We start from the raw sequence: 25,682 nt of genomic DNA on the forward strand, positions 1-25,682 counted from the left end.
GTGAGGCGATCGGCCGCCTACTGTGACAGACACGCCCGATTGAGCACATACCGAGCGAGAGGCCGGTAGTGGTCCGCCTGCACCCCGTCATCCAGCGGAACGGCTACGGACACCCGCCCCTCCGCCTCACCCACGAACAGCGCGGGGTCGTCCGTGTCCGCCAGCCCGATGGCCTCGATACCCAGCTGACCTGCCCCGCAGACCCACCCGTGGTCCCCGACCACCAGCTCGGGCACCACCCCCCGCGCGTCCACCGCCGCCTCCAGCACGGCCCTGACCGGCAGCGGGGAGTGGGTGTGTGCGCCGGTGGCACTCCCCGGAGCCCGCACGCCCGGTTCGCGCACCAGCGCGACACCCCGTACGTAATCAAGGTTGTACGTGCGTACGCCGAACCGGGTCGTCATGTCGACACATCGCCCCTGCGCGGGGGTGAGCACCGCGCACCCCGCCGCCGACAAAGCGTCTGCCAGACCGGCGTAGAACCCGAGCAGCCGGTGCGGATGCCCGGTGCCGAACAGCACCGGAGCCCGCCTCTCCGCAACCCCGGCGAGCCGTTCCGCGAAGGCGTCCAACGCGGCCAGGGTCCGCTCCGGATCGATCACGTCCAGCCCTGACACATGATCAGGATCGGCCGACACCCCGCACTTGTCGGCCATCAGCCGCAGCAGGTCACGCTCGCCCCAGACCCGGTCCGGATCGAGCCCGAGCATCACCCGGGGGTCCCGCGCCGCGAACAGCCGGTAACTCCGCAGGCTGGTCTCCCGGGGCGTGGCCACAGGGCCGGCGAGCCGGGCCGCCAGCAGATGAGCGCGCAGCGCTCCGGTGCTCAACACCCTCCCGATGCTCCCGCACCGGGGACACCCCCGGGCCGGAACCCGGATACCGCCCCACCGTTGGCGTAACCGCCTCAGGCCAGCAGCCCCCGCAACGGGAACGCCGACCGCCGGGTCGCCAGCACCGCCTGGTCCAGCCGGTCGGCCGGGTCGTACCCGTCCTCCCACGGCTTCCACGTCGGCGTACGGCCGTCCGTCATCCGCGCAGGACCCAACTGCCGCGTACGGGCGTAGACCTCGTCCCGCCACGAAGCAGGAATCACCGACTCCGGGTCAACCGGGGCATGGGCGGCGATCCCCACGAGATGGGTCCACGAGCGCGGCACCACATCCACCACCGCGTACCCCCCTCCGCCCAGCGCCACCCAGCGCCCGTCCTCCACACAGGTGTGGGCGAGCTCGTGACAGGCCTCCATGACGGACCTCTGCGCGTCCAGCGACACGGCGAGATGGGCCAGCGGATCCTCGACATGCGTATCGGCACCGTGCTGGGTCACCAGCACCTGCGGCCGGAAGTCCTCCAGCAGCTCCGGCACCACCGCGTGGAACGCCCGCAGCCACCCCGCGTCGCCCGTACCGGCCGGCAGCGCCACATTCACCGCACCGCCCTCACCCGCCCCGGAACCCGTCTCCTCGGGCCACCCGGTCTGCGGGAACAGCGTGCGCGGGTGCTCGTGCAGGGACACGGTCAGCACCCGGGGGTCCTCCCAGAACGCCGCCTGCACCCCGTCCCCGTGGTGGACGTCCACATCCACGTACGCCACGCGCCGAGCGCCCAGCTCCAGCAGGCGGGCGATGGCGAGCGCCGGGTCGTTGTACACGCAGAAGCCCGAAGCACCCCCGGGCATCGCGTGGTGCAGTCCGCCGGTGAAGTTCACCGCGTGCCCGCTCTCCCCGCGCCAGACCGCCTCCGCGGCCCCGACCGAGAGCCCGGCGATGAGCGCCGACGCCTCGTGCATCCCCCCGAAGGCCGGATCGTCGACGGTCCCGAGCCCGTACGCCTGGTCGGCGGACCCCGGATCCGCCGACGCCGCACGGACGGCCGCCACGTAGTCCTCACGGTGCACGAGCCGCAGCGTGGAGTCCCCGGCGGACTTGGCCGACCTGACGTCCACCGCCCCGTCCAGCCCGTACGCCCGCACCAGCCCCATCGTCAGGGCGAGTCTCACCGGATCCATGGGGTGACCGGACCCGAAGTCGTATCCCGTTACTGCCTCATCCCACATCAGCTGCGCGCGCCCGCTCATGCCCGCCACCGTATCGGGCGGGTTCCGCACCGAACGACCGGGCGTACACCAGCGTCGCGAGGACCAGCACCATGGGCACGAGCATCGCGCCGCGGTAGCTCCACGCGTCCCCGAGCGCCCCCACGAGCGGCGACCCGACGAGGAAGCCCACGTAGTTGAAGACGTTCAGCCGGGCGACCGCCACATCGCTCGCCCCCGGGAACATCCTCCCCGCGGCCGCGAAGGTCTGCGGCACGATCACACACAGGCCGAGCCCCAGCAGCGTGAAGCCGAGCATCCCCCACCAGGCACCGGGCGACACCGCCACCACCGCGAACCCCGCCGCGGCCAGCACACTGCCGCCCCGCACGACCGCCACCGCACCGAACCTCCGCACCCCCAGGTCGCCGACGGCCCGCCCCAGCAGCGTCGTCACCATGTAGACGTTGTACGGAACCGTCGCCAGCTGCTCCGAACTGCCCAGCACGTCCTGCAGGTACTTCGCACTCCAGTTGGAGACCGTCGAGTCCCCGATGTACGCGAACGCCATCACCAGGCAGAGCGGCAGCAACAGCCTGAACGGCACGGACGCCCCCTGGCCTCCTCCAACCGCCGTCACACCGTCGCCGGCCTTGCCCTCCGTGTACCACCGGCTCCCGATCAGGGCCGCGGGCAGCAGGACGGCCACCGCAGGCAGATAGGACACCAGCAGCGACAGATCCCAGTGGGCCCCCGCCCACGCCATCGACGCCCCGGCTATCCCGCCCAGACTGTAAGCGGCGTGGAACCCGAGCATGATGCTGCGCCCGTACGCCCGCTGGAGACTGACGCCCATCATGTTCATCGAGGCGTCCAGGGCACCCACGGCCAGCCCGAACACGCCCAGGGCGAGGGCCACGTGCCACATCTCGCCTCCGGCGCCCACACCGAGCAGCGCCAGCATCACGACGGGCTGCGCCCACCGCAGCACGACCCCGGGCCGCACCCGGGCGACCAGCTTCTCGGTCGCCACGCTGGCGACCCCCGCCAGGACAGGAACCGCGGCCAGGAAGGCGGGCAGGAGCCCGTCGGATATCCCGTAGCGGTCCTGAATGGCGGGGATGCGCGTCACGAGCAGCGCGAAGGCCACTCCCTGCACCAGAAAGCTCAGGGCCAGCGAGGCTCTGCCGTACCGCAACCGCGCATCCGTCATGGCCGCGAGCGTAGAGCCCCGGTCTACCGCTGGGTAGATCGATCAGCCGAGAAGTTTGGGGAGCTGGGACATGTCGGAGAAGTGCCCGGTGACGCCGACGAGCCGGTCCGCCGGCATCATCGAGGTGAAGCCGTACACGTCCATCCCCGCGGCCCGGGCCGCCTCGACGCCGAGCGGGCTGTCCTCGATCACGACGCACCGCTCGGGGGCGATGCCCATCCGATCGGCGGCGTGGAGGAACAGGTCCGGCGCCGGTTTTCCCTGACCGACGTCCTCGGAGCTGAAGATCCACTCGTCCTCGAACCACTGGTCGAGCCCGGTGTTCAGGTGTCCGGCCGCGATCTTCTGGTGGCTTCCGGACGAGGCGACGCAGTACGCGACCCCGTCGGCGACGAGCTCGCCGAGCAGGTCGTGGACCCCGTCCACCGCCGCCAGCCGCTCCTGCTGGAACGCCGAGAGGGTACGACGGTGGAGCTCCTCGTCGAAGTCCGAGGGGAGCTTCTGGCCGGTCCGCTCCTCCACCAGGTCGTGGACCCGGTGGATCGCGGCCCCCATGTAGTCGCGGAGGGACTCCTCGTACGAGGTGGGGTGGCCGAGCTCGGTGAGGTAGCCGGCCAGGACGGTGTTGGAGATCGGCTCACTGTCGACGAGCACGCCGTCGTTGTCGAAGATGACCAGTTCGTAGCGCATGGTTCGACCCTAGACGCTCAGAACGCAGAAAAGCCCCGTGCCACAAGGGCACGGGGCTTTCCCGGAATAATTGTTCGGCGGCGTCCTACTCTCCCACAGGGTCCCCCCTGCAGTACCATCGGCGCTGAAAGGCTTAGCTTCCGGGTTCGGAATGTAACCGGGCGTTTCCCTAACGCAATGACCACCGAAACACTATGAAATTAACCAACACCGGGCAAAAACACGGCCGTTCGTTATTTCAGAACTAACACAGTGGACGCGAGCAACTGAGGACAAGCCCTCGGCCTATTAGTACCAGTCAGCTCCACCCGTTACCGGGCTTCCACATCTGGCCTATCAACCCAGTCGTCTACTGGGAGCCTTAACCACTCAAGGTGGTGGGAATACTCATCTCGAAGCAGGCTTCCCGCTTAGATGCTTTCAGCGGTTATCCTTTCCGAACGTAGCCAACCAGCCATGCCCTTGGCAGGACAACTGGCACACCAGAGGTTCGTCCGTCCCGGTCCTCTCGTACTAGGGACAGCCCTTCTCAATATTCCTACGCGCACAGCGGATAGGGACCGAACTGTCTCACGACGTTCTAAACCCAGCTCGCGTACCGCTTTAATGGGCGAACAGCCCAACCCTTGGGACCGACTCCAGCCCCAGGATGCGACGAGCCGACATCGAGGTGCCAAACCATCCCGTCGATATGGACTCTTGGGGAAGATCAGCCTGTTATCCCCGGGGTACCTTTTATCCGTTGAGCGACAGCGCTTCCACAAGCCACTGCCGGATCACTAGTCCCGACTTTCGTCCCTGCTCGACCCGTCGGTCTCACAGTCAAGCTCCCTTGTGCACTTACACTCAACACCTGATTGCCAACCAGGCTGAGGGAACCTTTGGGCGCCTCCGTTACTCTTTAGGAGGCAACCGCCCCAGTTAAACTACCCATCAGACACTGTCCCTGATCCGGATCACGGACCCAGGTTAGACATCCAGCACGACCAGAGTGGTATTTCAACGGCGACTCCACAACCACTGGCGTGGCTGCTTCAAAGTCTCCCACCTATCCTACACAAGCCGAACCGAACACCAATATCAAACTATAGTAAAGGTCCCGGGGTCTTTCCGTCCTGCTGCGCGAAACGAGCATCTTTACTCGTAGTGCAATTTCACCGGGCCTATGGTTGAGACAGTCGAGAAGTCGTTACGCCATTCGTGCAGGTCGGAACTTACCCGACAAGGAATTTCGCTACCTTAGGATGGTTATAGTTACCACCGCCGTTTACTGGCGCTTAAGTTCTCAGCTTCGCACACCCGAAAGTGCACTAACCGGTCCCCTTAACGTTCCAGCACCGGGCAGGCGTCAGTCCGTATACATCGCCTTACGGCTTCGCACGGACCTGTGTTTTTAGTAAACAGTCGCTTCTCGCTGGTCTCTGCGGCCACCCCCAGCTCACCGAGTAAATCGGATCACCAGTGATGGCCCCCCTTCTCCCGAAGTTACGGGGGCATTTTGCCGAGTTCCTTAACCATAGTTCACCCGAACGCCTCGGTATTCTCTACCTGACTACCTGAGTCGGTTTAGGGTACGGGCCGCCATGAAACTCGCTAGAGGCTTTTCTCGACAGCATAGGATCATCCACTTCACCACAATCGGCTCGGCATCAGGTCTCAGCCTTAATGTGTGACGGATTTGCCTACCACACGGCCTACACCCTTACCCCGGGACAACCACCGCCCGGGCTGGACTACCTTCCTGCGTCACCCCATCGCTTACCTAGTACAAGTCTGGTTCGTCGGCTCCACCACTACCCTCAACTCCGAAGAGATCGGGCCGGCTTCACGGACTTAGCATCGCCTGATTCAGTATTGGGCGTTTCAAAGCGGGTACCGGAATATCAACCGGTTGTCCATCGACTACGCCTGTCGGCCTCGCCTTAGGTCCCGACTTACCCTGGGCAGATCAGCTTGACCCAGGAACCCTTAGTCAATCGGCGCACACGTTTCTCACGTGTGTATCGCTACTCATGCCTGCATTCTCACTCGTGAACCGTCCACAACTCGCTTCCGCGGCTGCTTCACCCGGCACACGACGCTCCCCTACCCATCCACACAGGCGTTGGCCCTATATGTGTGAATGACACGACTTCGGCGGTACGCTTGAGCCCCGCTACATTGTCGGCGCGGAATCACTTGACCAGTGAGCTATTACGCACTCTTTCAAGGGTGGCTGCTTCTAAGCCAACCTCCTGGTTGTCTCTGCGACTCCACATCCTTTCCCACTTAGCGTACGCTTAGGGGCCTTAGTCGATGCTCTGGGCTGTTTCCCTCTCGACCATGGAGCTTATCCCCCACAGTCTCACTGCCGTGCTCTCACTTACCGGCATTCGGAGTTTGGCTAAGGTCAGTAACCCGGTAGGGCCCATCGCCTATCCAGTGCTCTACCTCCGGCAAGAAACACACGACGCTGCACCTAAATGCATTTCGGGGAGAACCAGCTATCACGGAGTTTGATTGGCCTTTCACCCCTAACCACAGGTCATCCCCCAGGTTTTCAACCCTGGTGGGTTCGGTCCTCCACGAAGTCTTACCTCCGCTTCAACCTGCCCATGGCTAGATCACTCCGCTTCGGGTCTAGAGCGTGCAACTCAATCGCCCTATTCGGACTCGCTTTCGCTACGGCTTCCCCACACGGGTTAACCTCGCTACACACCGCTAACTCGCAGGCTCATTCTTCAAAAGGCACGCAGTCACGACTGACAGCACAAGTGCTGCCAGCGACGCTCCCACGGCTTGTAGGCACACGGTTTCAGGTACTATTTCACTCCGCTCCCGCGGTACTTTTCACCATTCCCTCACGGTACTATCCGCTATCGGTCACCAGGGAATATTTAGGCTTAGCGGGTGGTCCCGCCAGATTCACACGGGATTTCTCGGGCCCCGTGCTACTTGGGTGGTTCTCAAGCAAGCCGTTGATGTTTCAGCTACGGGGGTCTTACCCTCTACGCCGGACCTTTCGCATGTCCTTCGCCTACACCAACGGTTTCTGACTTGCCGACCAATCGGCAGATTGATCAAGAGAACTCCCACAACCCCGCATGCGCAACCCCTGCCGGGTATCACACGCATACGGTTTGGCCTCATCCAGTTTCGCTCGCCACTACTCCCGGAATCACGGTTGTTTTCTCTTCCTGAGGGTACTGAGATGTTTCACTTCCCCTCGTTCCCTCCACACTGCCTATGTGTTCAGCAGCGGGTGACAGCCCATGACGACTGCCGGGTTTCCCCATTCGGAAACCCCCGGATCAAAGCTTGGTTGACAGCTCCCCGGGGACTATCGTGGCCTCCCACGTCCTTCATCGGTTCCTGGTGCCAAGGCATCCACCGTGCGCCCTTAAAAACTTGGCCACAGATGCTCGCGTCCACTGTGCAGTTCTCAAACAACGACCAGCCACCCATCACCCCGCCCAAACAGGCGAGTTCACTGGGGCCGGCAACCGAAGATCCAGACTCAACGAGCCCGTACCTTCAGATACCCAACAGCGTGCCCGACCCGACCAACCCGATCCTGTTTTCCACGCCGAAGCAGTACTCACAGAACCGTGCTCATCGTGCCGAATAATCAACGTTCCACCCATGAGCAACCACCGTCGAACATTTGCCGACGTAATGGTCTCTGGATTCCCCGAAGGAAACCTAGATGCTCCTTAGAAAGGAGGTGATCCAGCCGCACCTTCCGGTACGGCTACCTTGTTACGACTTCGTCCCAATCGCCAGTCCCACCTTCGACAGCTCCCTCCCACAAGGGGTTGGGCCACCGGCTTCGGGTGTTACCGACTTTCGTGACGTGACGGGCGGTGTGTACAAGGCCCGGGAACGTATTCACCGCAGCAATGCTGATCTGCGATTACTAGCAACTCCGACTTCATGGGGTCGAGTTGCAGACCCCAATCCGAACTGAGACCGGCTTTTTGAGATTCGCTCCGCCTCGCGGCATCGCAGCTCATTGTACCGGCCATTGTAGCACGTGTGCAGCCCAAGACATAAGGGGCATGATGACTTGACGTCGTCCCCACCTTCCTCCGAGTTGACCCCGGCAGTCTCCTGTGAGTCCCCATCACCCCGAAGGGCATGCTGGCAACACAGAACAAGGGTTGCGCTCGTTGCGGGACTTAACCCAACATCTCACGACACGAGCTGACGACAGCCATGCACCACCTGTATACCGACCACAAGGGGGGCACCATCTCTGATGCTTTCCGGTATATGTCAAGCCTTGGTAAGGTTCTTCGCGTTGCGTCGAATTAAGCCACATGCTCCGCTGCTTGTGCGGGCCCCCGTCAATTCCTTTGAGTTTTAGCCTTGCGGCCGTACTCCCCAGGCGGGGAACTTAATGCGTTAGCTGCGGCACCGACGACGTGGAATGTCGCCAACACCTAGTTCCCAACGTTTACGGCGTGGACTACCAGGGTATCTAATCCTGTTCGCTCCCCACGCTTTCGCTCCTCAGCGTCAGTAATGGCCCAGAGATCCGCCTTCGCCACCGGTGTTCCTCCTGATATCTGCGCATTTCACCGCTACACCAGGAATTCCGATCTCCCCTACCACACTCTAGCTAGCCCGTATCGAATGCAGACTCGGGGTTAAGCCCCGAGCTTTCACATCCGACGTGACAAGCCGCCTACGAGCTCTTTACGCCCAATAATTCCGGACAACGCTTGCGCCCTACGTATTACCGCGGCTGCTGGCACGTAGTTAGCCGGCGCTTCTTCTGCAGGTACCGTCACTTTCGCTTCTTCCCTGCTGAAAGAGGTTTACAACCCGAAGGCCGTCATCCCTCACGCGGCGTCGCTGCATCAGGCTTTCGCCCATTGTGCAATATTCCCCACTGCTGCCTCCCGTAGGAGTCTGGGCCGTGTCTCAGTCCCAGTGTGGCCGGTCGCCCTCTCAGGCCGGCTACCCGTCGTCGCCTTGGTAGGCCATTACCCCACCAACAAGCTGATAGGCCGCGGGCTCATCCTTCACCGCCGGAGCTTTTAACCCCGCCCCATGAGGGACAGAGTGTTATCCGGTATTAGACCCCGTTTCCAGGGCTTGTCCCAGAGTGAAGGGCAGATTGCCCACGTGTTACTCACCCGTTCGCCACTAATCCACCCCGAAGGGCTTCATCGTTCGACTTGCATGTGTTAAGCACGCCGCCAGCGTTCGTCCTGAGCCAGGATCAAACTCTCCATGAATGTTTTCCCGTAATCGGGAGAGCACCATAGAAGAGCGGGACGACCGATCCGGAATAGGGATGGTCGTCCACAGCGTCCTCGCTGATGTTGCCTACCCGCCACATGGGCCGGTAGGACTTCAAAGGAACCACCAACCCACCGAAGTGGGCCGGGGTATCAACAAATTTGGCGTTGATTTTTGGCACGCTGTTGAGTTCTCAAGGAACGGACGCTTCCTTCGGTCCCGTTTCACCGGGGCCCTCCGGGCGCTTCCCTTCGTTCTTGCGTTTCCGACTCTATCAGACTCTTTCGTGTCCGATTCCCGGCCGAAGCGGGTTCCTGCTGTTTCGCTTTCCAGTTCTTCGCTTTCGCGTTTCCCTTTCCGGCGAGTCCGACTCTATCAGATCCTTTCGGGCCTGATTCCCAGTCAGCGGGGTTCGTCTTCCCGGCCCTTGGGCCGTTCCGACGAGTGAGACTTTAGCGGAATCCCCGGCCCCGACGCTAATCGGGTCACCCTCGAACACTGATTCCTCATTTCGCACGTGCGCACGCAAAAGGACGCGACAGATGTCGGTCGATTCGAGTGGTTCCTGCGGCATGGCTGTCCGGGGACCGACCGGGGTCGGCGCTCACGTCGGACAACTCGGAGCACACTACGGACCGGGGCAGGGCGTGTCAACCCCCCTCCGGTCCGCCCCTGTCGTGGAAGGCCAGCCTGTAGTCGCGCGGGCTCGTGGCCAGGTGGGTCGCGAAGTGCTGGCGCATGGTGACCTCGCTGCCGAACCCTGCGCGTCGCGCCACCTCCGGCAGGGGCAGGTCGGTTCTCTCCAGGAGCTTCTGGGCTGCGGCGACGCGCTGGGTGATGAGCCAGCGCATCGGCGTCGTACCCGTGGTGGCCTGGAAACGGCGGGCGAAGGTGCGGGCGGACATCCCGGCCCGGGCGGCCAGCGCCGGCACCGTGTGCGGTTCGGCCAGACGGGTCAGCGCATAGGCGCGGGCTTCCGCCAGTGCGTCCGCGTCCCGGTCGGCGCGAGGCGTGGGGTGCTCGATGAACTGTGCCTGGGTCCCCGTACGGAACGGAGCCGTGACCATCGAACGCGCGATCGTCGCCGCCGCTTCGGCACCGTGGGTCGTCCTCACCAGATGGAGGCAGAGGTCGATCCCCGCCGCCGTGCCGGCCGAGGTCCAGATGTTGTCCTCATGGAGGAAGAGCGCGTCGCGCATCACGGTCACCCGTGGATGCCGGGTCCGGAGCAGCTCGGTGAGGTTCCAGTGCGTGACGGCCCTTCTGCCGTCCAGGAGCCCGGCCTGGGCGAGGGTGAAGGCCCCGCCGCAGAGCGCGGCGAGCGGCGTGCCCCGGTCGTGGGCGCGGCGCAGGGCGTCGAGCACCGGCTCTGGCGCGGGTGTCACATGGTCGTCGAGGCCGGGGACCACGATCAGGTCCGCGCGGGTGAGCCAGGACAGCGTCCGGTCGGGTGTGAGGGACAGGCCTCCACGGAGGGGGACGGCGGCCGGCTCGCTCGCCACGCGGCGCAGCTCGAAGGCCGGTACGCCGCGGTCGGTGCGGTCCACCCCCCAGACCTCCGTGATGACCGAGACGTCGAAGGCGCGGACGCCGGGGAACGCGACCAGGGCGATACGGCCGGGGCGGTGCAGGGGCACGGTCATCGTGGCAGTAAAGCATCGATCGATGACTTTCCCGGTCCTGGGAACGGGCGGCCACCGCGAGGAGAGTGGTGCGCATGGAGATCGCGGAGAACGCAGCGCTGGTGGTCGTCGACGTACAGCAGGGATTCGAGGAGGAGGCGTACTGGGGTCCGCGCAACAACCCGGAGGCCGATCGGAACATCGCCGGTCTGATCGATGCCTGGCAGGAGAGCGGCAGGCCCGTCGTCTTCGTGCGGCACGACTCGCCGAAGCCGGATTCGCCCCTGCGGGAGGGGTACCCGGGGAACGCGTTCAAGGAGTACGTCGAGGAACGGCGAGGGAAGGGCCGGGGGCCGGAGCTGTTCCTGACGAAGTCGGTGAACTCCGCCTTCTACGGGTCACCCGATCTGGATGCCTGGCTGCGGGAGTCCGGGGTGCGGCAGTTCGTCGTGGCGGGGATCCAGACCAACATGTGCGCGGAGACGACGGCGCGCATGGGCGGCAATCTCGGCTACGAGGTGTTCTTCGCCTTCGACGCGACGTACACCTTCGACCAGGTCGGCCCCTGGGGCTGGAAGCTGAGCGCGGAGGAGCTGGCCCGGGCCACCGCCGTGACGTTGCACGGCGGTGGGTTCGCGACGGTGGTGCGCAGCGAGGAGCTGGTGGCCGCGGTGAAGTGAGCCGGGTGTGGCGGGTGGGGGCGGTCAGCCGTTGCCGGTGGCCAGCTCGCGGCTGCGGTCGCGGGCGGCTTCGAGGGCGGCGATGAGCGCGGCCCGCACGCCGTGGTTCTCCAGCTCGCGGATGGCGCTGATGGTCGTGCCGGCCGGGCTGGTGACGGCCTCGCGGAGCTTGACGGGGTGCTCGCCGCTGTCGCGGAGCATGACGGCGGCGCCGATGGCGGCCTGGACGATGAGGTCGTGGGCCCTGGCGCGGGGCAGGCCGAGCAGGATGCCCGCGTCGGTCATGGCCTCGACGAGGAAGTAGAAGTAGGCGGGTCCCGAGCCGGAGAGTGCGGTGGCCGCGTCCTGCTGGGACTCGGGGAGGCGGGCGGTCTTGCCGACGCCTCCGAAGATCGCCTCGGCGTGGTCGAGGTGCTCGGCGGTGGCGTGGCCGCCCGCCGAGATGACGGACATGCCCTCGTCGACGAGGACCGGGGTGTTCGGCATGACACGGACGACCGGGGTGCCCTCGGCCAGCCGCTCCTCGATGAAGCCGGTCGTGATGCCCGCGGCGGCGCTGATGACCAGGCGGTCGGCGGCGATGTGGGGGGCGAGTTCGTCGAGGAGCGTGCCCATGTCCTGGGGCTTGACCGCGAGGATGAGGATGTCGGCGCTCTTGGCCGCCTCCGCGTTGGTGACGGTCTGGACGCCGTAGCGGGTGCGGAGCTCCTCGGCGCGCTCGGGGCGGCGTGTGGTCACCAGCAGGTCGGCGGCCCGCCAGCCCGCCCGGATCATGCCGCTGAGGAGGGCTTCGCCGATCTTTCCGGTGCCGAGGACGGCGACTGTCTGGGTCATGCGGTTCATCCTCCGGGTGGCGCTGCGCGGTACTCGGTACGTGTCGTGGCCGCCATCCTCGCACCGCGTCGTCAGGTGGTGCGGCGGCGGAGGGTGGCGGCGCCCAGACAGAGGACGAGCAGGGCGCAGCCGGCGACGACCAGGACGTCCCGGTAGAAGTCGGCGGTGATGTCGGTGTGCGCGAGGACCTGGTTCATCCCGTCGACGGCGTACGACATCGGCAGGACGTCGGAGACGGCCTCCAGGACCGGGTGCATCTGGTCGCGCGGGGTGAACAGCCCGCAGAGCAGCAGCTGCGGGAAGATCACGGCGGGCATGAACTGGACCGCCTGGAACTCGGAGGCGGCGAAGGCCGAGACGAACAGGCCGAGCGCCGTGCCGAGGAGCGCGTCGAGCAGGGCCACGAGGAGCAGCAGCCAGGGCGACCCGACGACGTCCAGGCCGAGGACCCAGACGGACAGCGCGGTGGCCAGGACGGACTGGACGGCGGCGACGGTGCCGAAGGCCAGCGCGTATCCGGCGATCAGGTCGCCCTTGCCCAGGGGCATCGCGAGCAGGCGTTCGAGGGTGCCGGAGGTGCGTTCGCGGAGGGTGGCGATCGAGGTCACCAGGAACATCGTGATGAGCGGGAAGATGCCGAGCAGCGAGGCGCCGATGGAGTCGAAGGTGCGCGGGTCGCCGTCGAAGACGTAGCGCAGCAGCGTGATCATCAGGACCGGGACGACCAGCAGCAGCGCGATGGTGCGGGGGTCGTGGCGGAGCTGGCGCAGGACGCGTCCGCAGGTGACCAGGGTCCTGGCCGGGGAGAGTGCGGGGGCGTCGGTGCTCATCGGCTGGTCTCCTGGCGGGTGGCGGCGGCTTCGCTCTCCGTGGCCTCGTTCTCCGTGGCCTCGTCCTCCGTGGCCTCGTCCACGAGGTGGAGGAAGGCCTCTTCGACGGTGGCGGATCCGGTACGGGTGCGGAGGGCGTCGGGGGTGTCGTCGGCGAGGATGGTGCCCTCGCGCATGAGCAGCAGCCGGTCGCAGCGCTCGGCCTCGTCCATGACGTGCGAGGAGACGAGGATCGTGGTGCCCCGGTCGGTGGCGAGGGTGTGGAAGAGGTTCCACAGATCACGTCGGAGCACGGGGTCGAGGCCGACGGTGGGCTCGTCGAGGACCAGGAGTTCGGGGGTGCCGAGCAGCGCGACGGCGAGGGAGACCCGGCTGAGCTGGCCGCCTGAGAGGGTGCCCGCGAGGGCGTCGGCGTGGCTGGTGAGGTCGACGTCGCCGATGGCGCGGACGACGGCTTCCTCGCGTGCGGTGCGGTGGGCGCGGCCCGGCCGGAGCACGGCCGCGAAGTAGTCGAGGTTCTGGCGGACCGTGAGGTCGGTGTAGACGGACGGGGCCTGGGTGACGTAGCCGACGCGCGGCCGCAGGGACGGGTGGCCCGCGGGGCGCCCGAGGACGTCGAGCGCTCCGGTGACCTGGGCCTGGGTGCCCACGACGGCCCGCATGAGCGTGGACTTCCCGCAGCCGGAGGGGCCGAGGAGGCCGGTGATCCTGCCCGGCTCGACGGTGAAGTCGAGGCCGCGCAGGACCGTGCGGCCTCCCCGTACGACGGTGAGGGCGCGGGCGTCGACGGCGCTCGCGCCCGCGGTGCGCGGCAAATTCATCATGTGATGAATATTGATCCCGTCGCAGGGCCGCGTCAAGGGAGGCGGTGGGCCCGGCGTCGGGTGGTCAGCCCCTCAGCACCGCGAGTTCGACCACGTAGCGCTCCTCGACCGTGCCGTCGGGGAACACGGCGGCGAGGTGCCCGCGCTCCTCGTCCAGGAACCGGCGGGTGGACTCGCCGTCGGCACCGCCGCGCACGAGGAAGGCGGAGTGGGTGGCGAGGTTGGCGAGGTGTGTGTCGACCGGGACCGTCCGGGACCAGGGGAGCAGCTGTCGCGCGAAGTCCCCGGGCAGGGTCCCGAGGTTCCGCGAACCGGAGCCCCCCGGCGTGCCGTGGGCCCCGTCGCCGGCGCCGAGGTGACGGCGCAGCCGGAGGTCCTGATCGGCGATCCAGCCCGCGGAGTCGTCGGAGACGTTCCACCAGAGCGCCAGGGAGCCGCCCGGCCGCAGGACGCGGCGCGCCTCGGGCAGGGACAGCGCGGGGTCGGTCCAGTGCCAGGACTGGGCGTAGGTGATCAGGTCGGCCGAGGCGGTGGCCAGCGGAAGGTGGTTGCCGTCACCCCGGACCACGAGGACGGACGGCAGCGACCGGTGCAGCTCCCCCGCCATGCCGGGCCCCGGCTCGACGGCTGTGACGCGGGCGCCGCGGGCGAGCAGCAGCCGGGTGGCGATGCCCGTCCCTGCACCGACGTCGACGGTGCGGGCGCCGTGCAGCGGGCGGGCGGCCAGCTCCTCGACGGCGTCCAGGAGCGCGGGCGGGTAGCTGGGACGGTAGGCGGCGTACTGGGCCGCTGCGGTGTCGAACGACAGGGCACGGGGCGTGGTGGCAGACATGGGTTCATGCTGCATCCGGAACGGCCGGTGCGGGCGAGGATCGCGACAGCTTCACCGCCGCCCGGGGCGGCCGACCGGGCCCGGAGGGTGTTATCGGCGCCCGGGGCGCTTGCCCTTGGGGGCCTTGCGGGCCGCGGGGTTGCCGGTGCGGGACGAGCGTCGCTTCACGAAGCGTGCGAGCGCCGCCTCGTACTCGGTACGCCGCAGCTTCTCGCCCGGTGCCTCCCGGAAGGAACGGAGGAAGTAGGCGAGGAGCGAGCCGATGAAGCCGATCGACTTGAGCCCGCGCAGCCTGTCGTCACCGGCCGGGTCGGCGGGGCGGCGTGTGAAGCCCTCCCAGGTCTTGCGGAAGGCGATGGCGCTGCAGACCGCGAACATCAGCACGACGAGCATGCCGACCAGGCTGCCGACCTCGGCGATCTCCAGGCCCTGGTAGGCGAAGCGCAGGACGAAGCAGGAGGCGACGGCGGCGACCAGCGAGCCGACGGTGACGGCCGCGCGCCGCAGCCCGTACCCGCCGTCGTGGTCGACCCAGGTCGTGCCGAAGAAACGGAGGGGTTCGGGCTGCGGCCCCGGCGTGGTGGTGCCGCCCGAAGGCGCGGCCGAGGAGGTTCCTGGGGCTTCGCTGTTCTCGCTCACGGAATCGATTGTCCCAGGACGCGGGCCGGTGCCGTCGGCGGCGGCACGGCAGGGCCGGCCGCCGCCGCGGAACCGTCAGTCGCAGCGCGGCGCGATGTAACCGTCGCTGCCCGTCTTGACGTAGGCGTCCGAGACGAACTGGCCGTTGGCGATGTTGTCCCAGAGATTCGTCGTGCCGTACGGGCCGGACACCCGCTCGCCCGGCTTCTGGCAGTACACCGGGACGCTCATCCCGTACGGCAGCGTGCGGACGATCCCGTACTGCGTGCCCGGTCCCCGCCGGACGTTGACGCGGTAGCCCGGAGCGATCGGGTAGACGACGGTGTCCGCGGCGAGCGTCGTCACCTCCTCCGCGGCGACCGTGGCGGTGTCCGCGGTGACCGTGCCTACGGCGTTCTCTTCAACACCCATGAGGGCCTCCCCCGTTGAAAGCGATGCGTGTGACGCGCAGGCTAACAAGCCCCACGGTTCTCGCACGCACCATCGACTAGGCTCCGTGCGTCGCGCTTGCGCACGAACACACGGGGGTGGGCGATGCCGCCGCTGCGAGGGACCGGATCACATCCGGAAGCGGAGCATCCTGAGTACGCCGGGCAGTACCGGCTCGAGGCATGTCTCGGAGCGGGCGGGATGGGTGTCGTCCACCTGGCGCGCTCCGCCTCCGGGCTTCAGCTCGCGGTGAAGGTGGTGCACCGCCAGCACGCGGCGGACCCCGAGTTCAGGGCGCGTTTCCGGCAGGAGGTCGCCGCCGCCCGGAGGGTCAGCGGCGCGTTCACCGCGCCGGTGGTGGACGCCGATCCGACGGCCGCCCTGCCCTGGATGGCCACCCTGTACGTCCCCGGCCCCACGCTCTCCGCGCAGGTGAAGCGGAACGGGCCGATGAGCCCCGCCGAGCTGCGCAGGCTCACGGCCGGGCTCGCCGAGGCGCTGCGCGACATCCACCGGGCCGGTGTCATCCACCGGGATCTCAAGCCGAGCAACGTGCTGCTCCCCGACTCCGGGCCGAAGGTCATCGACTTCGGGATCTCCCGGCCGTACGACAGCGATCTGCGCACCGAGACCGGCAAGCTGATCGGCTCGCCGCCGTACATGGCGCCCGAGCAGTTCCAGCGTCCCCGCGAGGTCGGTCCGGCCGCCGACGTGTTCGCGCTCGGGGCGGTGCTGGTCCACGCGGCGACGGGCCGGGGGCCCTTCGACTCGGACAGCCCGTACCTCGTGGCCTACCAGGTGGTGCACGACGAGGCCGATCTGGCCGGGGTGCCCGCGAGCCTGGCGCCTCTGGTCGGGCGGTGCCTGGCCAAGGACCCCGGGGAGCGTCCCACCCCGGACGAGATCATGGACGCGCTGCACCCTCCGTCGTACGAGGCCGCCGCCTTCATCCCGGTGCAGCGGAGACCGGTCGCCGCCGAGTCGGTGGAGACGGCCGAGGGGACCACACACGTGCGGGCGGCGGACGGGCTGCCGTCCGGGCCGGGGGCGGCGAAGGGACGCCGGACGCTGCTCCGGATCGCGGTTCCGGCCGTGGTGCTGGTGCTGGTGGCCGGGGCACTCTGGGCGGCCGCGGCCCGCGGCGGCTCCGGCGCGCCCGGGAGGAAGGCCGGCGAGGAGCACACGGCGGCGTTCGTGCCGTGGGAGAAACCCCTGCCGTCGCGGAGCGGCTCCACTCCGTCGTGCACCGCGGGGACAGGGACGGAGCCGGCGCTGTACTGCGTCTCCGCCGCTTCCTCCGCGGCGCGGCTGGATCCGTCGGACGGCCGGGTCCTCTGGTCGCACGGGGACACCTCGTCGAAGGCCGCCGGGGACGCGGCTCCCGGGGGCCCGGCCTGGACCGTCGTGGCCGGCGAGGAGCTCCGCGCGTACTCCGCCGACGCGGGCGCGCGGCTCTGGCGTACGGACCTCTCCGCGTATCTCGACACCCCCGTGCCGGCGGGCGACGTCCTTTTGACGGTCCGCCAGGACGGGACGTCGCAGGCGCTGGACGCGGAGACCGGCGCATCCCGTTGGAGGCGTGCCCTGCCGGGGCACGAACGTCCGGGCTACGGCCTGTACGACGCCGGGACCGGGCTCGCGTACGCCTTCGAGAGCTCGGCGCAGGGGTCCAGCACCCTGGTCACCGCCGTCGAGGCGAGGACCGGCGCCACGGCCTGGCAGCGCAGGCTGGACGGGATGCTCACCCCGGCCGGGACGTCGGGCGGGGCTCTCCTGCTGACCTCCATGAACGAGAAGGCACAGACCACCGGGCTCGTCCGCTACGACCCGGCGTCGCGGAGCACGGCCCGCATCGCGCTGCCCTTCCGGATGAACGGACCGGAGACCGTCGTGGACGGGGACACCGCGCTGCTGCTGGAGCGCGGCGGGACGCTGCTGGCCGTCGACGTCGGTCCGGGCGGCGGACGGGCCGAGCGGTGGCGGCTGGAGACGGCGGTGGGGATGACCTCGGCGCCGGTCCTCGGAGCGGGCGGCCGGCTGTACTTCTCGGCCGCCGACGGGCGGCTGCTCGCCGTCGACACCGAGCGCGGAACGCTGCTGGGCCAGACGCGCCCGCGGCTGAAGGACGGCAGGCTCAGCCACGCCTCGTCCCTGCCGGCTCCCGTCGTACTGGGCCGGAGCGTCGTCGGCACCGCCCCGGACGGATCCGTCTTCGCCGTGGACGCGGACGACCCCGCCGCCTGGTAGGACCAGGGACGGGGCCGGACGGAACGAACGCGGGGCGGCCGGGCTCCTCGGAGCCGGGCCGGGGCCCGTTGGGGGTCAGCCGAGCTTGGAGACGTCGCGGACGGCACCCTTGTCCGCGCTGGTCGCCATGGCCGCGTACGCGCGCAGCGCCTGGGAGACCTTGCGCTCGCGGTTCTTCGGCGCGTAGACGCCGTTCAGCGCCTCACGGCGGGCGGCGAGGTCCTCGTCGGCGACGAGGAGCTCGATCGAGCGGTTCGGGATGTCGATCCGGATCCGGTCGCCGTCCTCGACGAGAGCGATCGTGCCGCCGGACGCCGCCTCGGGCGAGGCGTGCCCGATGGACAGGCCCGACGTGCCGCCGGAGAAGCGGCCGTCGGTGACGAGCGCGCAGCTCTTGCCGAGGCCGCGGCCCTTGAGGAACGACGTCGGGTAGAGCATCTCCTGCATGCCGGGACCGCCCTTGGGGCCCTCGTAGCGGATGACGATGACGTCGCCGTGCGTGATCTCCTTGCGGAGGATCTTGTCGACGGCGTCCTCCTGCGACTCGCAGACGACGGCCGGTCCCTCGAAGGTCCAGATCGACTCGTCGACGCCCGCCGTCTTCACGACGCAGCCGTCCACGGCGAGGTTCCCCTTGAGGACCGCCAGGCCGCCGTCCTTGGAGTAGGCGTGCTCCATGTCCCGGATGCAGCCTCCGGCAGCGTCCGTGTCGAGGCTGTCCCAGCGCTCGGACTGCGAGAAGGCGGTCGCGCTGCGGACGCAGCCCGGGGCGGCGTACCAGAGCTCCACGGCCTCGGGGGACGGGGAGCCGCCGCGGACGTCCCAGTTCTTCAGCCACTCGTCGAGGCTGCCGGAGTGGACCGCGTGCACACCTGCGTTGAGCAGCCCGCCGCGGTGCAGCTCGCCGAGGAGGGCGGGGATGCCGCCGGCCCTGTGCACGTCCTCCATGTAGTACGTCCCGCCGGGCGCCACATTGGGGGCGACCTTCGCGAGGCAGGGGACCCGCCGGGAGATCTCGTCCATCTCCGGGAGGCCGAAGGCGAGCTCGGCCTCCTGGGCCGCGGCCAGCAGGTGGAGGATCGTGTTGGTGGAGCCGCCCATCGCGATGTCGAGGGCCATGGCGTTCTCGAACGCCTCGCGGGTGGCGATGCTGCGGGGCAGGACGGAGTGGTCGTCCTCCTCGTAGTGGCGCTTGGTGATGTCGACGATCGTGCGGCCGGCGTTCTCGTACAGCGCCTTGCGTGCGGTGTGGGTGGCGAGGACGGAGCCGTTGCCCGGCAGGGCCAGGCCGATCGCCTCGGCGAGGCAGTTCATCGAGTTGGCGGTGAACATGCCCGAACAGCTGCCGCAGGTCGGGCAGGCGTTCTCCTCGATACGGAGGATGTCCGCGTCGGAGATCTTGTCGTTGACGGCGTCCGAGATCGCGTCGACGAGGTCGAGGGTGCGGACCGTGCCGTCGACCAGGGTGGTCTTGCCCGCCTCCATGGGACCGCCGGACACGAACACCGTGGGGATGTTGAGGCGCATCGCGGCCATCAGCATGCCCGGGGTGATCTTGTCGCAGTTGGAGATGCAGATCAGGGCGTCGGCACAGTGGGCCTCCACCATGTACTCGACGCTGTCCGCGATGAGGTCGCGGGAGGGCAGGCTGTAGAGCATGCCGCCGTGCCCCATGGCGATGCCGTCGTCCACCGCGATGGTGTTGAACTCACGGGGCACCGCGCCCGCGGCCTTGATCGCCTCGGAGACGATCCGGCCGACGGGGGCGAGGTGGGTGTGCCCGGGCACGAACTCGGTGAAGGAGTTGGCCACCGCGATGATCGGCTTGCCGATGTCCTCGCTGGCTACGCCGGACGCCCGCATAAGGGCGCGGGCGCCCGCCATGTTGCGGCCGTGGGTGACAGTGCGGGACCTCAGCTGGGGCATCGTCTCTCGCTCCTTCGACAGAAAAGACTCTCCCCGAGCGTACGCCCCGGCTCCACGATCTGGACACTCCGTCCGGAATGCGGGACAAAGCGACCGGTGGGTGGTCGTTCCCGCGGCTCGCGCCGGGGCGCGGGCGGAACCGGCTACTCCGTCAGATAGCGCTGAAGTGTGGGTGCCACCATCGCGATGATCTTCTCGGGATCCGCGGACGCCAGCGGCTCCGCCTGGATCACGTACCGCAGGATCGCGATGCCGATCATGTGCGAGGCCGCGAGCTCGGCGCGGAAGGTCGGTTCGGGCACGTCCAGCTCCGCCGCGATCCGCTCCAGCAGCCGGCGCAGCACGAAGCCGCGCAGTACCTTCGCCGCCGCCTCGTGCGTGAGCGCCGAGCGGACGATCGCCAGCAGGGGCGCCCGTGACACCGGGTTCTCCCACACGCCGATGAAGTAGCGGGCCAGCCGCTCCCCCATGTCGTCCACGGGCCCGTCGAGGATCTCGGGGAGGACCAGGGCCGGCTCGAAGGAGACCTCGACCGCGGCGGCGAAGACGTCGTCCTTCGTACCGAAGTAGTGGTGGACCAGGGCGGCGTCGACGTCCGCCTCCTTGGCGATGCCCCGGATCGACGTCTTGTCGTAGCCGCGCCGGGCGAACTCCGTGCGGGCCGCCTCCAGGATGCGGGTCCTCGCGTCGGGGCCGGTGGCACCGGACGCACGGGAGGGCCGGCCCCTGCGCCGGGGGGCGGGGCCGTCGGCGCCGGGGGTCACGGGCGGGGCGCCCGCGCCGGGGACGCCAGGTGGAGACGGGTGTAGGCGAGCGCCTCCGCGAGATCGGCCTCACGCTCGGCCGACGACATCGCACGGCGGGTGTTGACCTCGATGACCACGTGGCCGTCGAAGCCGGTGCGGGCCAGCCGCTCCAGCAGCTCCGCGCAGGGCTGGTCGCCCCGGCCGGGCACCAGGTGCTCGTCCTTGCCGGAGCCCTTCCCGTCCGCGAGGTGGACGTGGGCGAGCCGGTCGCCCATCCGGTCCACCATGGCGAGGCTGTCGGTGCGCGCGGTCGAGGTGTGCGAGAGGTCCACGGTGAAGTGCCGGTAGTCGTCGTTGCTGACGTCCCAGGCGGGGGCGTAGGCGAGCATCTCGCGGTCCCGGTAGCGCCACGGGTACATGTTCTCCACCGCGAAGCGCACATCGGTCTCGTCGGCCATGCGCCAGATACCGGAGACGAAGTCGCGCGCGTAGTTGCGCTGCCAACGGAACGGCGGATGGACGACCACCGCCGACGCGCCGAGTTTCTCCGCGGCGGCCCTGGCCCGCTGGAGCTTCACCCACGGGTCGGTGGACCAGACCCGCTGGGTGATCAGCAGACAGGGCGCGTGCACGGCCAGGATCGGCACCTGGTGGTAGTCCGACAGCCGCTTCAGCGCCTCGATGTCCTGGCTGACGGGGTCGGTCCAGACCATGACCTCGACACCGTCGTAGCCCAGGCGCGCAGCGATCTCGAAGGCCGTCGCCGTGGACTCCGGATAGACGGAGGCCGTCGACAGGGCGACCTTCGCATCCGGGATGCGCACCACTGGTTCTGCCACGTGGACAGGGTACGGGCAGCGCGGCGCCCGGCCGAGGGAGCCCGGCTGAAAGTGAGAAGGACCATGAGGGGCGGACGCCGCGACCGGACCGGGGCCGCCGGCACCGCGACCGGACCGGGGGCGCCTGCTCGCGGGGGCCGCGATCAGGCCTGGGCCGCGCTCACGGGACCGCGATCAGGCCGGGGCCGCGTGCTCACGGGCCCCGTCCTCAGGCCAGGGCCGCCTGCTCCGTCGGCAGGTGGTCGAGGCGGCGCAGGATGACTCCCTCCCGCAGCGCCCAGGGACAGATCTCCAGCTCCTCCACCCCGAACAGGTCCATCGCGCCCTCCGCCACGAGCGCCCCCGCGAGCAGCTGCGCGGCACGCCCCTCGGTCACCCCCGGCAGGTTCCCCCGCTGCTCGACCGTCATCGTCGTCAGCTTCGGCACCCATTCCTCCAGCGCCTTGCGGGTGAGGACGCGCTGGACGTACAGCCCCTCGGCGGAACGGGCGGCTCCCGAGATCCTGGCGAGCTGCCGGAACGTCTTGGAGGTCCCGACGACGTGGTCGGGCGGCCCCAGCCGGGTGAACTCCCCGACCGTACGGGCGATGCCCGCGCGGACGTGGCGGCGGAGCGCCCGCACGTCCGTCGGGTCGGGCGGGTCGCCCGGGAGCCAGCCGGCGGTGAGCCGGCCCGCTCCGAACGGCAGCGACACCGCGGCGTCGGGCTCCTCGTCCATCCCGTACCCGACCTCCAGCGAACCCCCGCCGATGTCCAGGACCAGCAGCTTCCCCGCCGACCAGCCGAACCAGCGACGGGCCGCCAGGAAGGTCAGCCGGGCCTCCTCCTCACCGCTGAGGACGGCCAGGGCCACACCGGTCTCGTCCCGCACGCGCGCCAGCACCTGGTCCGCGTTGCCCGCCTCGCGCACGGCCGAGGTGGCGAAGGCCAGCACGTCCTCGCAGCCCTTGTCCTCGGCGGCCTGGAGGGCGTCGGCGATCGTCGTCACGAGACGGTCGACGCCGTCGGGTCCGATCGCCCCGTCCTTGTCGAGGAGTTCGGCGAGCCGCAGCTCCGCCTTGTGCGAGTGCGCGGGCAGCGGGCGCGCACCGGGGTGCGCGTCGACGACCAGCAGATGCACCGTGTTCGACCCCACGTCGAGGACTCCGAGTCTCATACCGGAACGCTACTGCGGCTTACTCTGGGCAGGTGCCAAAGACGAAAAAGGCGAAGCCGGACAAAGCCACGAAGAAGCAGCAGAAGACGAAGCAGGAGATGCAGCAGCCGGAAGCAACGGGGCCGGGCGGGCCCGACGAGCAGGAGCTCGACTTCGCGCGGGCCTGGGTCGAATTCCCCGACCCGGCCGACGACGAGCAGATCTACCGCTGCGACCTGACCTGGCTCACGTCCAGGTGGAACTGCATCTTCGGCAGCGGCTGCCAGGGCATCCAGGCCGGCCGCGCCGACGACGGCTGCTGCACCCTGGGCGCGCACTTCTCGGACAAGGACGACGAGAAGCGGGTGGCCGGGCACGTCGCGCGGCTCACACCGGAGATCTGGCAGTTCCACGACGTCGGCACGGACACCGGCTGGGTCGGTGTCGACGAGGACGGTGAGCGCCAGACGCGCCGCTGGGAGGGCTCCTGCATCTTCCAGAACCGGCCCGGGTTCGCCGGCGGCATGGGCTGCTCGCTGCACATCCTCGCCCTCCAGGAGGGCAAGGAGCCGCTGGAGACCAAGCCCGACGTGTGCTGGCAGCTGCCGGTCCGCCGTACGTACGACTGGATCGAACGGCCCGACGACACGCGCGTGCTCCAGATCTCCATCGGGGAGTACGACCGGCGCGGCTGGGGCCCCGGCGGTCACGACCTGCACTGGTGGTGCACGTCGGCGACCTCCGCGCACGGGGCCGGCGACCCGGTCTACGTGTCCTACCGCCCCGAGCTCACCGAGATGATGGGCAAGGAGGCGTACGACAGGCTGGCCGAGCTCTGCGAGCAGCGGCTGGCGTCGCTGCTCCCGATGGCGCCCCACCCGGCCGACCCGGCCTGAGGCGGGGTCCGGCCCCCGCACTCGACGACGGCGGCCCGGTGCGCGCGGCGGACGGACGTTCCGGCGTGCGCACCGGGCCGCCGTCGTGCCGTGAGGACCGGGCCGCCGTCGTGCCGTGAGCACACCGGGGCCGCCGTTCCGCATCAGCCTGCCGGTCCGGGCGGCTCGCCCGGAGCCGTCGACGGGGCGGGTTCGGTGGTCTCGTCCGTCGGCGAGGGTGTGGGGCCGGGAGAGCCCGGTGGCTCCGTCGGCGGATCCGTCGGCGTGGGGGTCGGGTCCGGCGGGGCGGTGGACTCCGTGGGCTCGGGGGTCGGGTCCGTCGACGGGGCCGGGGAGGACGGCGTGGGGCGCGGAGGGCCGGACGACGGATCAGGGCTCCCGGGGCGCGGAGCCGTGGATCCGGAGCCGGTGATCGCGACCGCCGACCCCGACGGGGAGAGCACGACGCGGGCGCTCCACGGCCCCCGCGGCTCGGCCGACGGGTTCACGAACACATGGAGGGTGGCGCTCCGGCCGGGGGCGAGCGTGCCGGACGAACGGCTGAGGCGCAGCCACGGGGCGTCCACCCGGGCCGACCAGGCGACGGCTTCGTCCCCGGTCGCGGTCAGGACGATCGTCGTACGGCCGTGCGACGGGCCCGGACGGACCGCGACCGAGAGCGCGCCCCTGTCGGGGCCGGGCCCGACACTGACGACCTCGGCCGACACGTCCGGGGTCCGGACACCGTCCGTGAAACCGCCGTCGTCCTCCGGGCGTGCGTTGCCCGCGTTCTCGTAGGGGCCGTACGGATCGCCGTCGGGGCCGGCCTCGCCGTCCACGTCCGTGGCGGTGACCGCGGTGTCCCGGCCTTCGCCGGTCAGCGGCGCGCCCCGGTAGGCGGCCCACAGCGCGATCACCGGGGCCGCCACGACCGTCGCCACGAGCGTCGTCGTCACCACCCGGGACCGCAGCCTGTCCCGGCGCGCGGCATGGTCCTTGGGATCCAGCGGGAAGCCGCTCCGGCCGAAGCGCGGGACACCGGACCGCGACCGCCTGGCGTGGGTCAGGGCGACGCGCACGGAGGGGCGGGGCGCCTCGACGACCGGCAGGGCGGCGGCCGGGGCGACGGTCGCGCCGGGCCAGGGCCCGGAGGCGCCGGCCCGCTCGGCGGCGCGGCGGCAGCGGGGACAGTCGTCGACGTGCCGGACGAGCTCCCGGCGCAGGGTCACCGAGAGCAGTACCTGGGGGGCGCCGGTGAGCCGGGCGACGGTGGGGCAGTCCCCCTTCTCCACGACGGCGAGGGCGGCGCGGGTCCGCTCCACCTCGCAGGCAGCGCCCGCCAGGAGCTCCCGGGCGCCGGCGGGGTCGAGGCCGAGGACGGCGGCGACGGCACGCGGCGTGAGCCCGTGGCGTACGGCGAGCTCCAGCGCCTCGCGCTGCTCGGGGGTGGTGCCGGCGGCCTCGGGCCACGCCAACTGCGCGAGCTCACGCCGGCGCGCCTCGGCCGCCGGGGACTCCGGTGGACCGCCGGATCCGGCGGCCTCCTCCGGCGTGCCGTGGGCCCCCCGGCCGCCGGCCGGCCAGGTCCCCCCGACCGGGGTGGCACCCCGCGGGGCGGACGGGCGACGGTGCGCCCGGCGGCCGCGCCGCTGCTCGGTGAGCGCCCGCAGGCACGCCCACCTGGCCAGGGCGTACAGCCAGGATTTACGTTCCTCCTCGGCCTGGGGGCACCGGCCGTCCTGCCGTTCGGCGATCGCCAGGACCGAGCCGAGCGCGTCGGTGGCCGCCTCGTGGTCGCAGAGCACGGAGAGGCAGTAGGTGAACAGGCCGTCGAGATACGGCTCGTCACGTGCGGGCGAACGCGGCGCCGAAGGCCGGGCCTCGCGGCGGTGCGCCCGGTGTGCGCCGGTGGTGTGCGTAGGGGTCCCCATCCTGCTGCTCGTCACGTGGCGACCGTAGGCAGATACGGGTGGAACCCTGACAGTACTTTCCTCCATTTAATCCTTACGAGTGACGGTCTCCCTCCAAAGGGGACGGGAATCCCGCATTCCCCCGGA

General features: G+C 69.3%; 19 protein-coding genes and 3 rRNA genes. 3 read left to right on the plus strand and 19 right to left on the minus strand.

Features of this window, described 5'->3' with window-relative positions; translation table 11 throughout:
• Window positions 1-17: 17 nt before the first annotated feature.
• The 8 genes from OG488_RS16675 to OG488_RS16710 form a co-directional block, all read right to left on the minus strand.
• Entirely contained in the window at window positions 18-833 is an 816-nt protein-coding gene (locus tag OG488_RS16675) for a phosphatase (protein WP_329230082.1), read from the minus strand.
• Window positions 834-907: 74 nt separating this feature from the next.
• Window positions 908-2,080 carry an acetoin utilization protein AcuC gene (locus OG488_RS16680; protein ID WP_329230084.1) on the minus strand — a complete coding sequence of 391 codons (1,173 nt, stop codon included), beginning with the start codon at window positions 2,078-2,080 and terminating at the stop codon, window positions 908-910.
• Window positions 2,049-3,251: an MFS transporter gene (locus OG488_RS16685; protein WP_329230086.1), complete on the minus strand. Its 1,203-nt coding sequence runs from the start codon at window positions 3,249-3,251 to the stop codon at window positions 2,049-2,051. Before OG488_RS16685 ends, OG488_RS16680 begins: the two co-directional genes overlap by 32 nt.
• 42 nt (window positions 3,252-3,293) lie before the next feature.
• Entirely contained in the window at window positions 3,294-3,941 is a 648-nt protein-coding gene (locus OG488_RS16690) for an HAD family hydrolase (RefSeq protein ID WP_329230088.1), read from the minus strand.
• Window positions 3,942-4,013: 72 nt separating this feature from the next.
• Window positions 4,014-4,130 (minus strand): 5S ribosomal RNA (rrf, locus tag OG488_RS16695).
• 79 nt (window positions 4,131-4,209) lie between these two features.
• Window positions 4,210-7,334: ribosomal RNA gene (locus tag OG488_RS16700) — 23S ribosomal RNA — on the minus strand.
• Between the two features lie 303 nt (window positions 7,335-7,637).
• Window positions 7,638-9,163, minus strand: a 16S ribosomal RNA gene (locus OG488_RS16705).
• Together the 16S, 23S and 5S rRNA genes form the textbook arrangement of a ribosomal RNA operon.
• Window positions 9,164-9,817: 654 nt before the next feature.
• Window positions 9,818-10,810 (minus strand): GlxA family transcriptional regulator, encoded by a 993-nt coding sequence (locus OG488_RS16710; RefSeq protein WP_329230089.1) that lies wholly within the window; start codon window positions 10,808-10,810, stop codon window positions 9,818-9,820.
• A gap of 74 nt (window positions 10,811-10,884) precedes the next feature.
• On the opposite strand from OG488_RS16710, the gene OG488_RS16715 reads away from it, so the two are divergent.
• Window positions 10,885-11,469, plus strand: coding sequence for a cysteine hydrolase family protein (locus OG488_RS16715; RefSeq protein WP_329230091.1), 585 nt, complete (start codon window positions 10,885-10,887; stop codon window positions 11,467-11,469).
• A 24-nt stretch (window positions 11,470-11,493) separates the two neighbouring features.
• On the opposite strand, the gene proC is transcribed toward OG488_RS16715, so the two are convergent.
• The 6 genes from proC to OG488_RS16745 form a co-directional block, all read right to left on the minus strand.
• A complete protein-coding gene (gene proC / locus OG488_RS16720; RefSeq protein ID WP_329230093.1) occupies window positions 11,494-12,303 on the minus strand; it encodes a pyrroline-5-carboxylate reductase in 810 nt (269 codons plus the stop codon).
• 71 nt (window positions 12,304-12,374) lie between these two features.
• The gene (locus OG488_RS16725) at window positions 12,375-13,133 is read right to left on the minus strand and encodes an ABC transporter permease (RefSeq protein ID WP_329230095.1); all 759 of its coding nucleotides are present in this window, start codon (window positions 13,131-13,133) and stop codon (window positions 12,375-12,377) included.
• On the minus strand, window positions 13,130-13,957 hold the full coding sequence (locus OG488_RS16730) for an ABC transporter ATP-binding protein (protein WP_329230097.1): 828 nt from the start codon (window positions 13,955-13,957) through the stop codon (window positions 13,130-13,132). The genes OG488_RS16725 and OG488_RS16730 overlap by 4 nt, the downstream gene beginning before the upstream one ends.
• Before the next feature lie 64 nt (window positions 13,958-14,021).
• Window positions 14,022-14,789: a class I SAM-dependent methyltransferase gene (locus OG488_RS16735; protein WP_329230099.1), complete on the minus strand. Its 768-nt coding sequence runs from the start codon at window positions 14,787-14,789 to the stop codon at window positions 14,022-14,024.
• A gap of 90 nt (window positions 14,790-14,879) precedes the next feature.
• Entirely contained in the window at window positions 14,880-15,428 is a 549-nt protein-coding gene (locus OG488_RS16740; RefSeq protein WP_329230101.1) for a hypothetical protein, read from the minus strand.
• Window positions 15,429-15,503: 75 nt separating this feature from the next.
• Entirely contained in the window at window positions 15,504-15,839 is a 336-nt protein-coding gene (locus OG488_RS16745; protein ID WP_329230102.1) for an SH3 domain-containing protein, read from the minus strand.
• 123 nt (window positions 15,840-15,962) lie between these two features.
• On the opposite strand from OG488_RS16745, the gene OG488_RS16750 reads away from it, so the two are divergent.
• Window positions 15,963-18,104: a protein kinase domain-containing protein gene (locus OG488_RS16750; protein ID WP_329238728.1), complete on the plus strand. Its 2,142-nt coding sequence runs from the start codon at window positions 15,963-15,965 to the stop codon at window positions 18,102-18,104.
• A gap of 75 nt (window positions 18,105-18,179) precedes the next feature.
• Here OG488_RS16750 and ilvD read toward each other — a convergent pair whose 3' ends face one another.
• The 4 genes from ilvD to OG488_RS16770 form a co-directional block, all read right to left on the minus strand.
• The gene (gene ilvD / locus OG488_RS16755) at window positions 18,180-20,030 is read right to left on the minus strand and encodes a dihydroxy-acid dehydratase (protein ID WP_329230104.1); all 1,851 of its coding nucleotides are present in this window, start codon (window positions 20,028-20,030) and stop codon (window positions 18,180-18,182) included.
• Between the two features lie 143 nt (window positions 20,031-20,173).
• Window positions 20,174-20,794 carry a TetR/AcrR family transcriptional regulator gene (locus tag OG488_RS16760; RefSeq protein WP_329230106.1) on the minus strand — a complete coding sequence of 207 codons (621 nt, stop codon included), beginning with the start codon at window positions 20,792-20,794 and terminating at the stop codon, window positions 20,174-20,176.
• Window positions 20,791-21,615 carry a sugar phosphate isomerase/epimerase family protein gene (locus OG488_RS16765; protein WP_329230107.1) on the minus strand — a complete coding sequence of 275 codons (825 nt, stop codon included), beginning with the start codon at window positions 21,613-21,615 and terminating at the stop codon, window positions 20,791-20,793. The genes OG488_RS16760 and OG488_RS16765 overlap by 4 nt, the downstream gene beginning before the upstream one ends.
• Before the next feature lie 208 nt (window positions 21,616-21,823).
• Window positions 21,824-22,771 (minus strand): Ppx/GppA phosphatase family protein, encoded by a 948-nt coding sequence (locus OG488_RS16770; RefSeq protein WP_329230108.1) that lies wholly within the window; start codon window positions 22,769-22,771, stop codon window positions 21,824-21,826.
• A 32-nt stretch (window positions 22,772-22,803) separates the two neighbouring features.
• Between OG488_RS16770 and OG488_RS16775 the strand changes: the two genes are divergently transcribed.
• A complete protein-coding gene (locus OG488_RS16775; protein WP_329230110.1) occupies window positions 22,804-23,646 on the plus strand; it encodes a hypothetical protein in 843 nt (280 codons plus the stop codon).
• A 143-nt stretch (window positions 23,647-23,789) separates the two neighbouring features.
• On the opposite strand, the gene OG488_RS16780 is transcribed toward OG488_RS16775, so the two are convergent.
• A complete protein-coding gene (locus OG488_RS16780) occupies window positions 23,790-25,571 on the minus strand; it encodes a BACON domain-containing protein (protein WP_443074223.1) in 1,782 nt (593 codons plus the stop codon).
• Window positions 25,572-25,682: the final 111 nt, after the last annotated feature.

This window comes from Streptomyces sp. NBC_01460, assembly GCF_036227405.1.
In the GTDB taxonomy this organism is placed as follows: domain Bacteria; phylum Actinomycetota; class Actinomycetes; order Streptomycetales; family Streptomycetaceae; genus Streptomyces.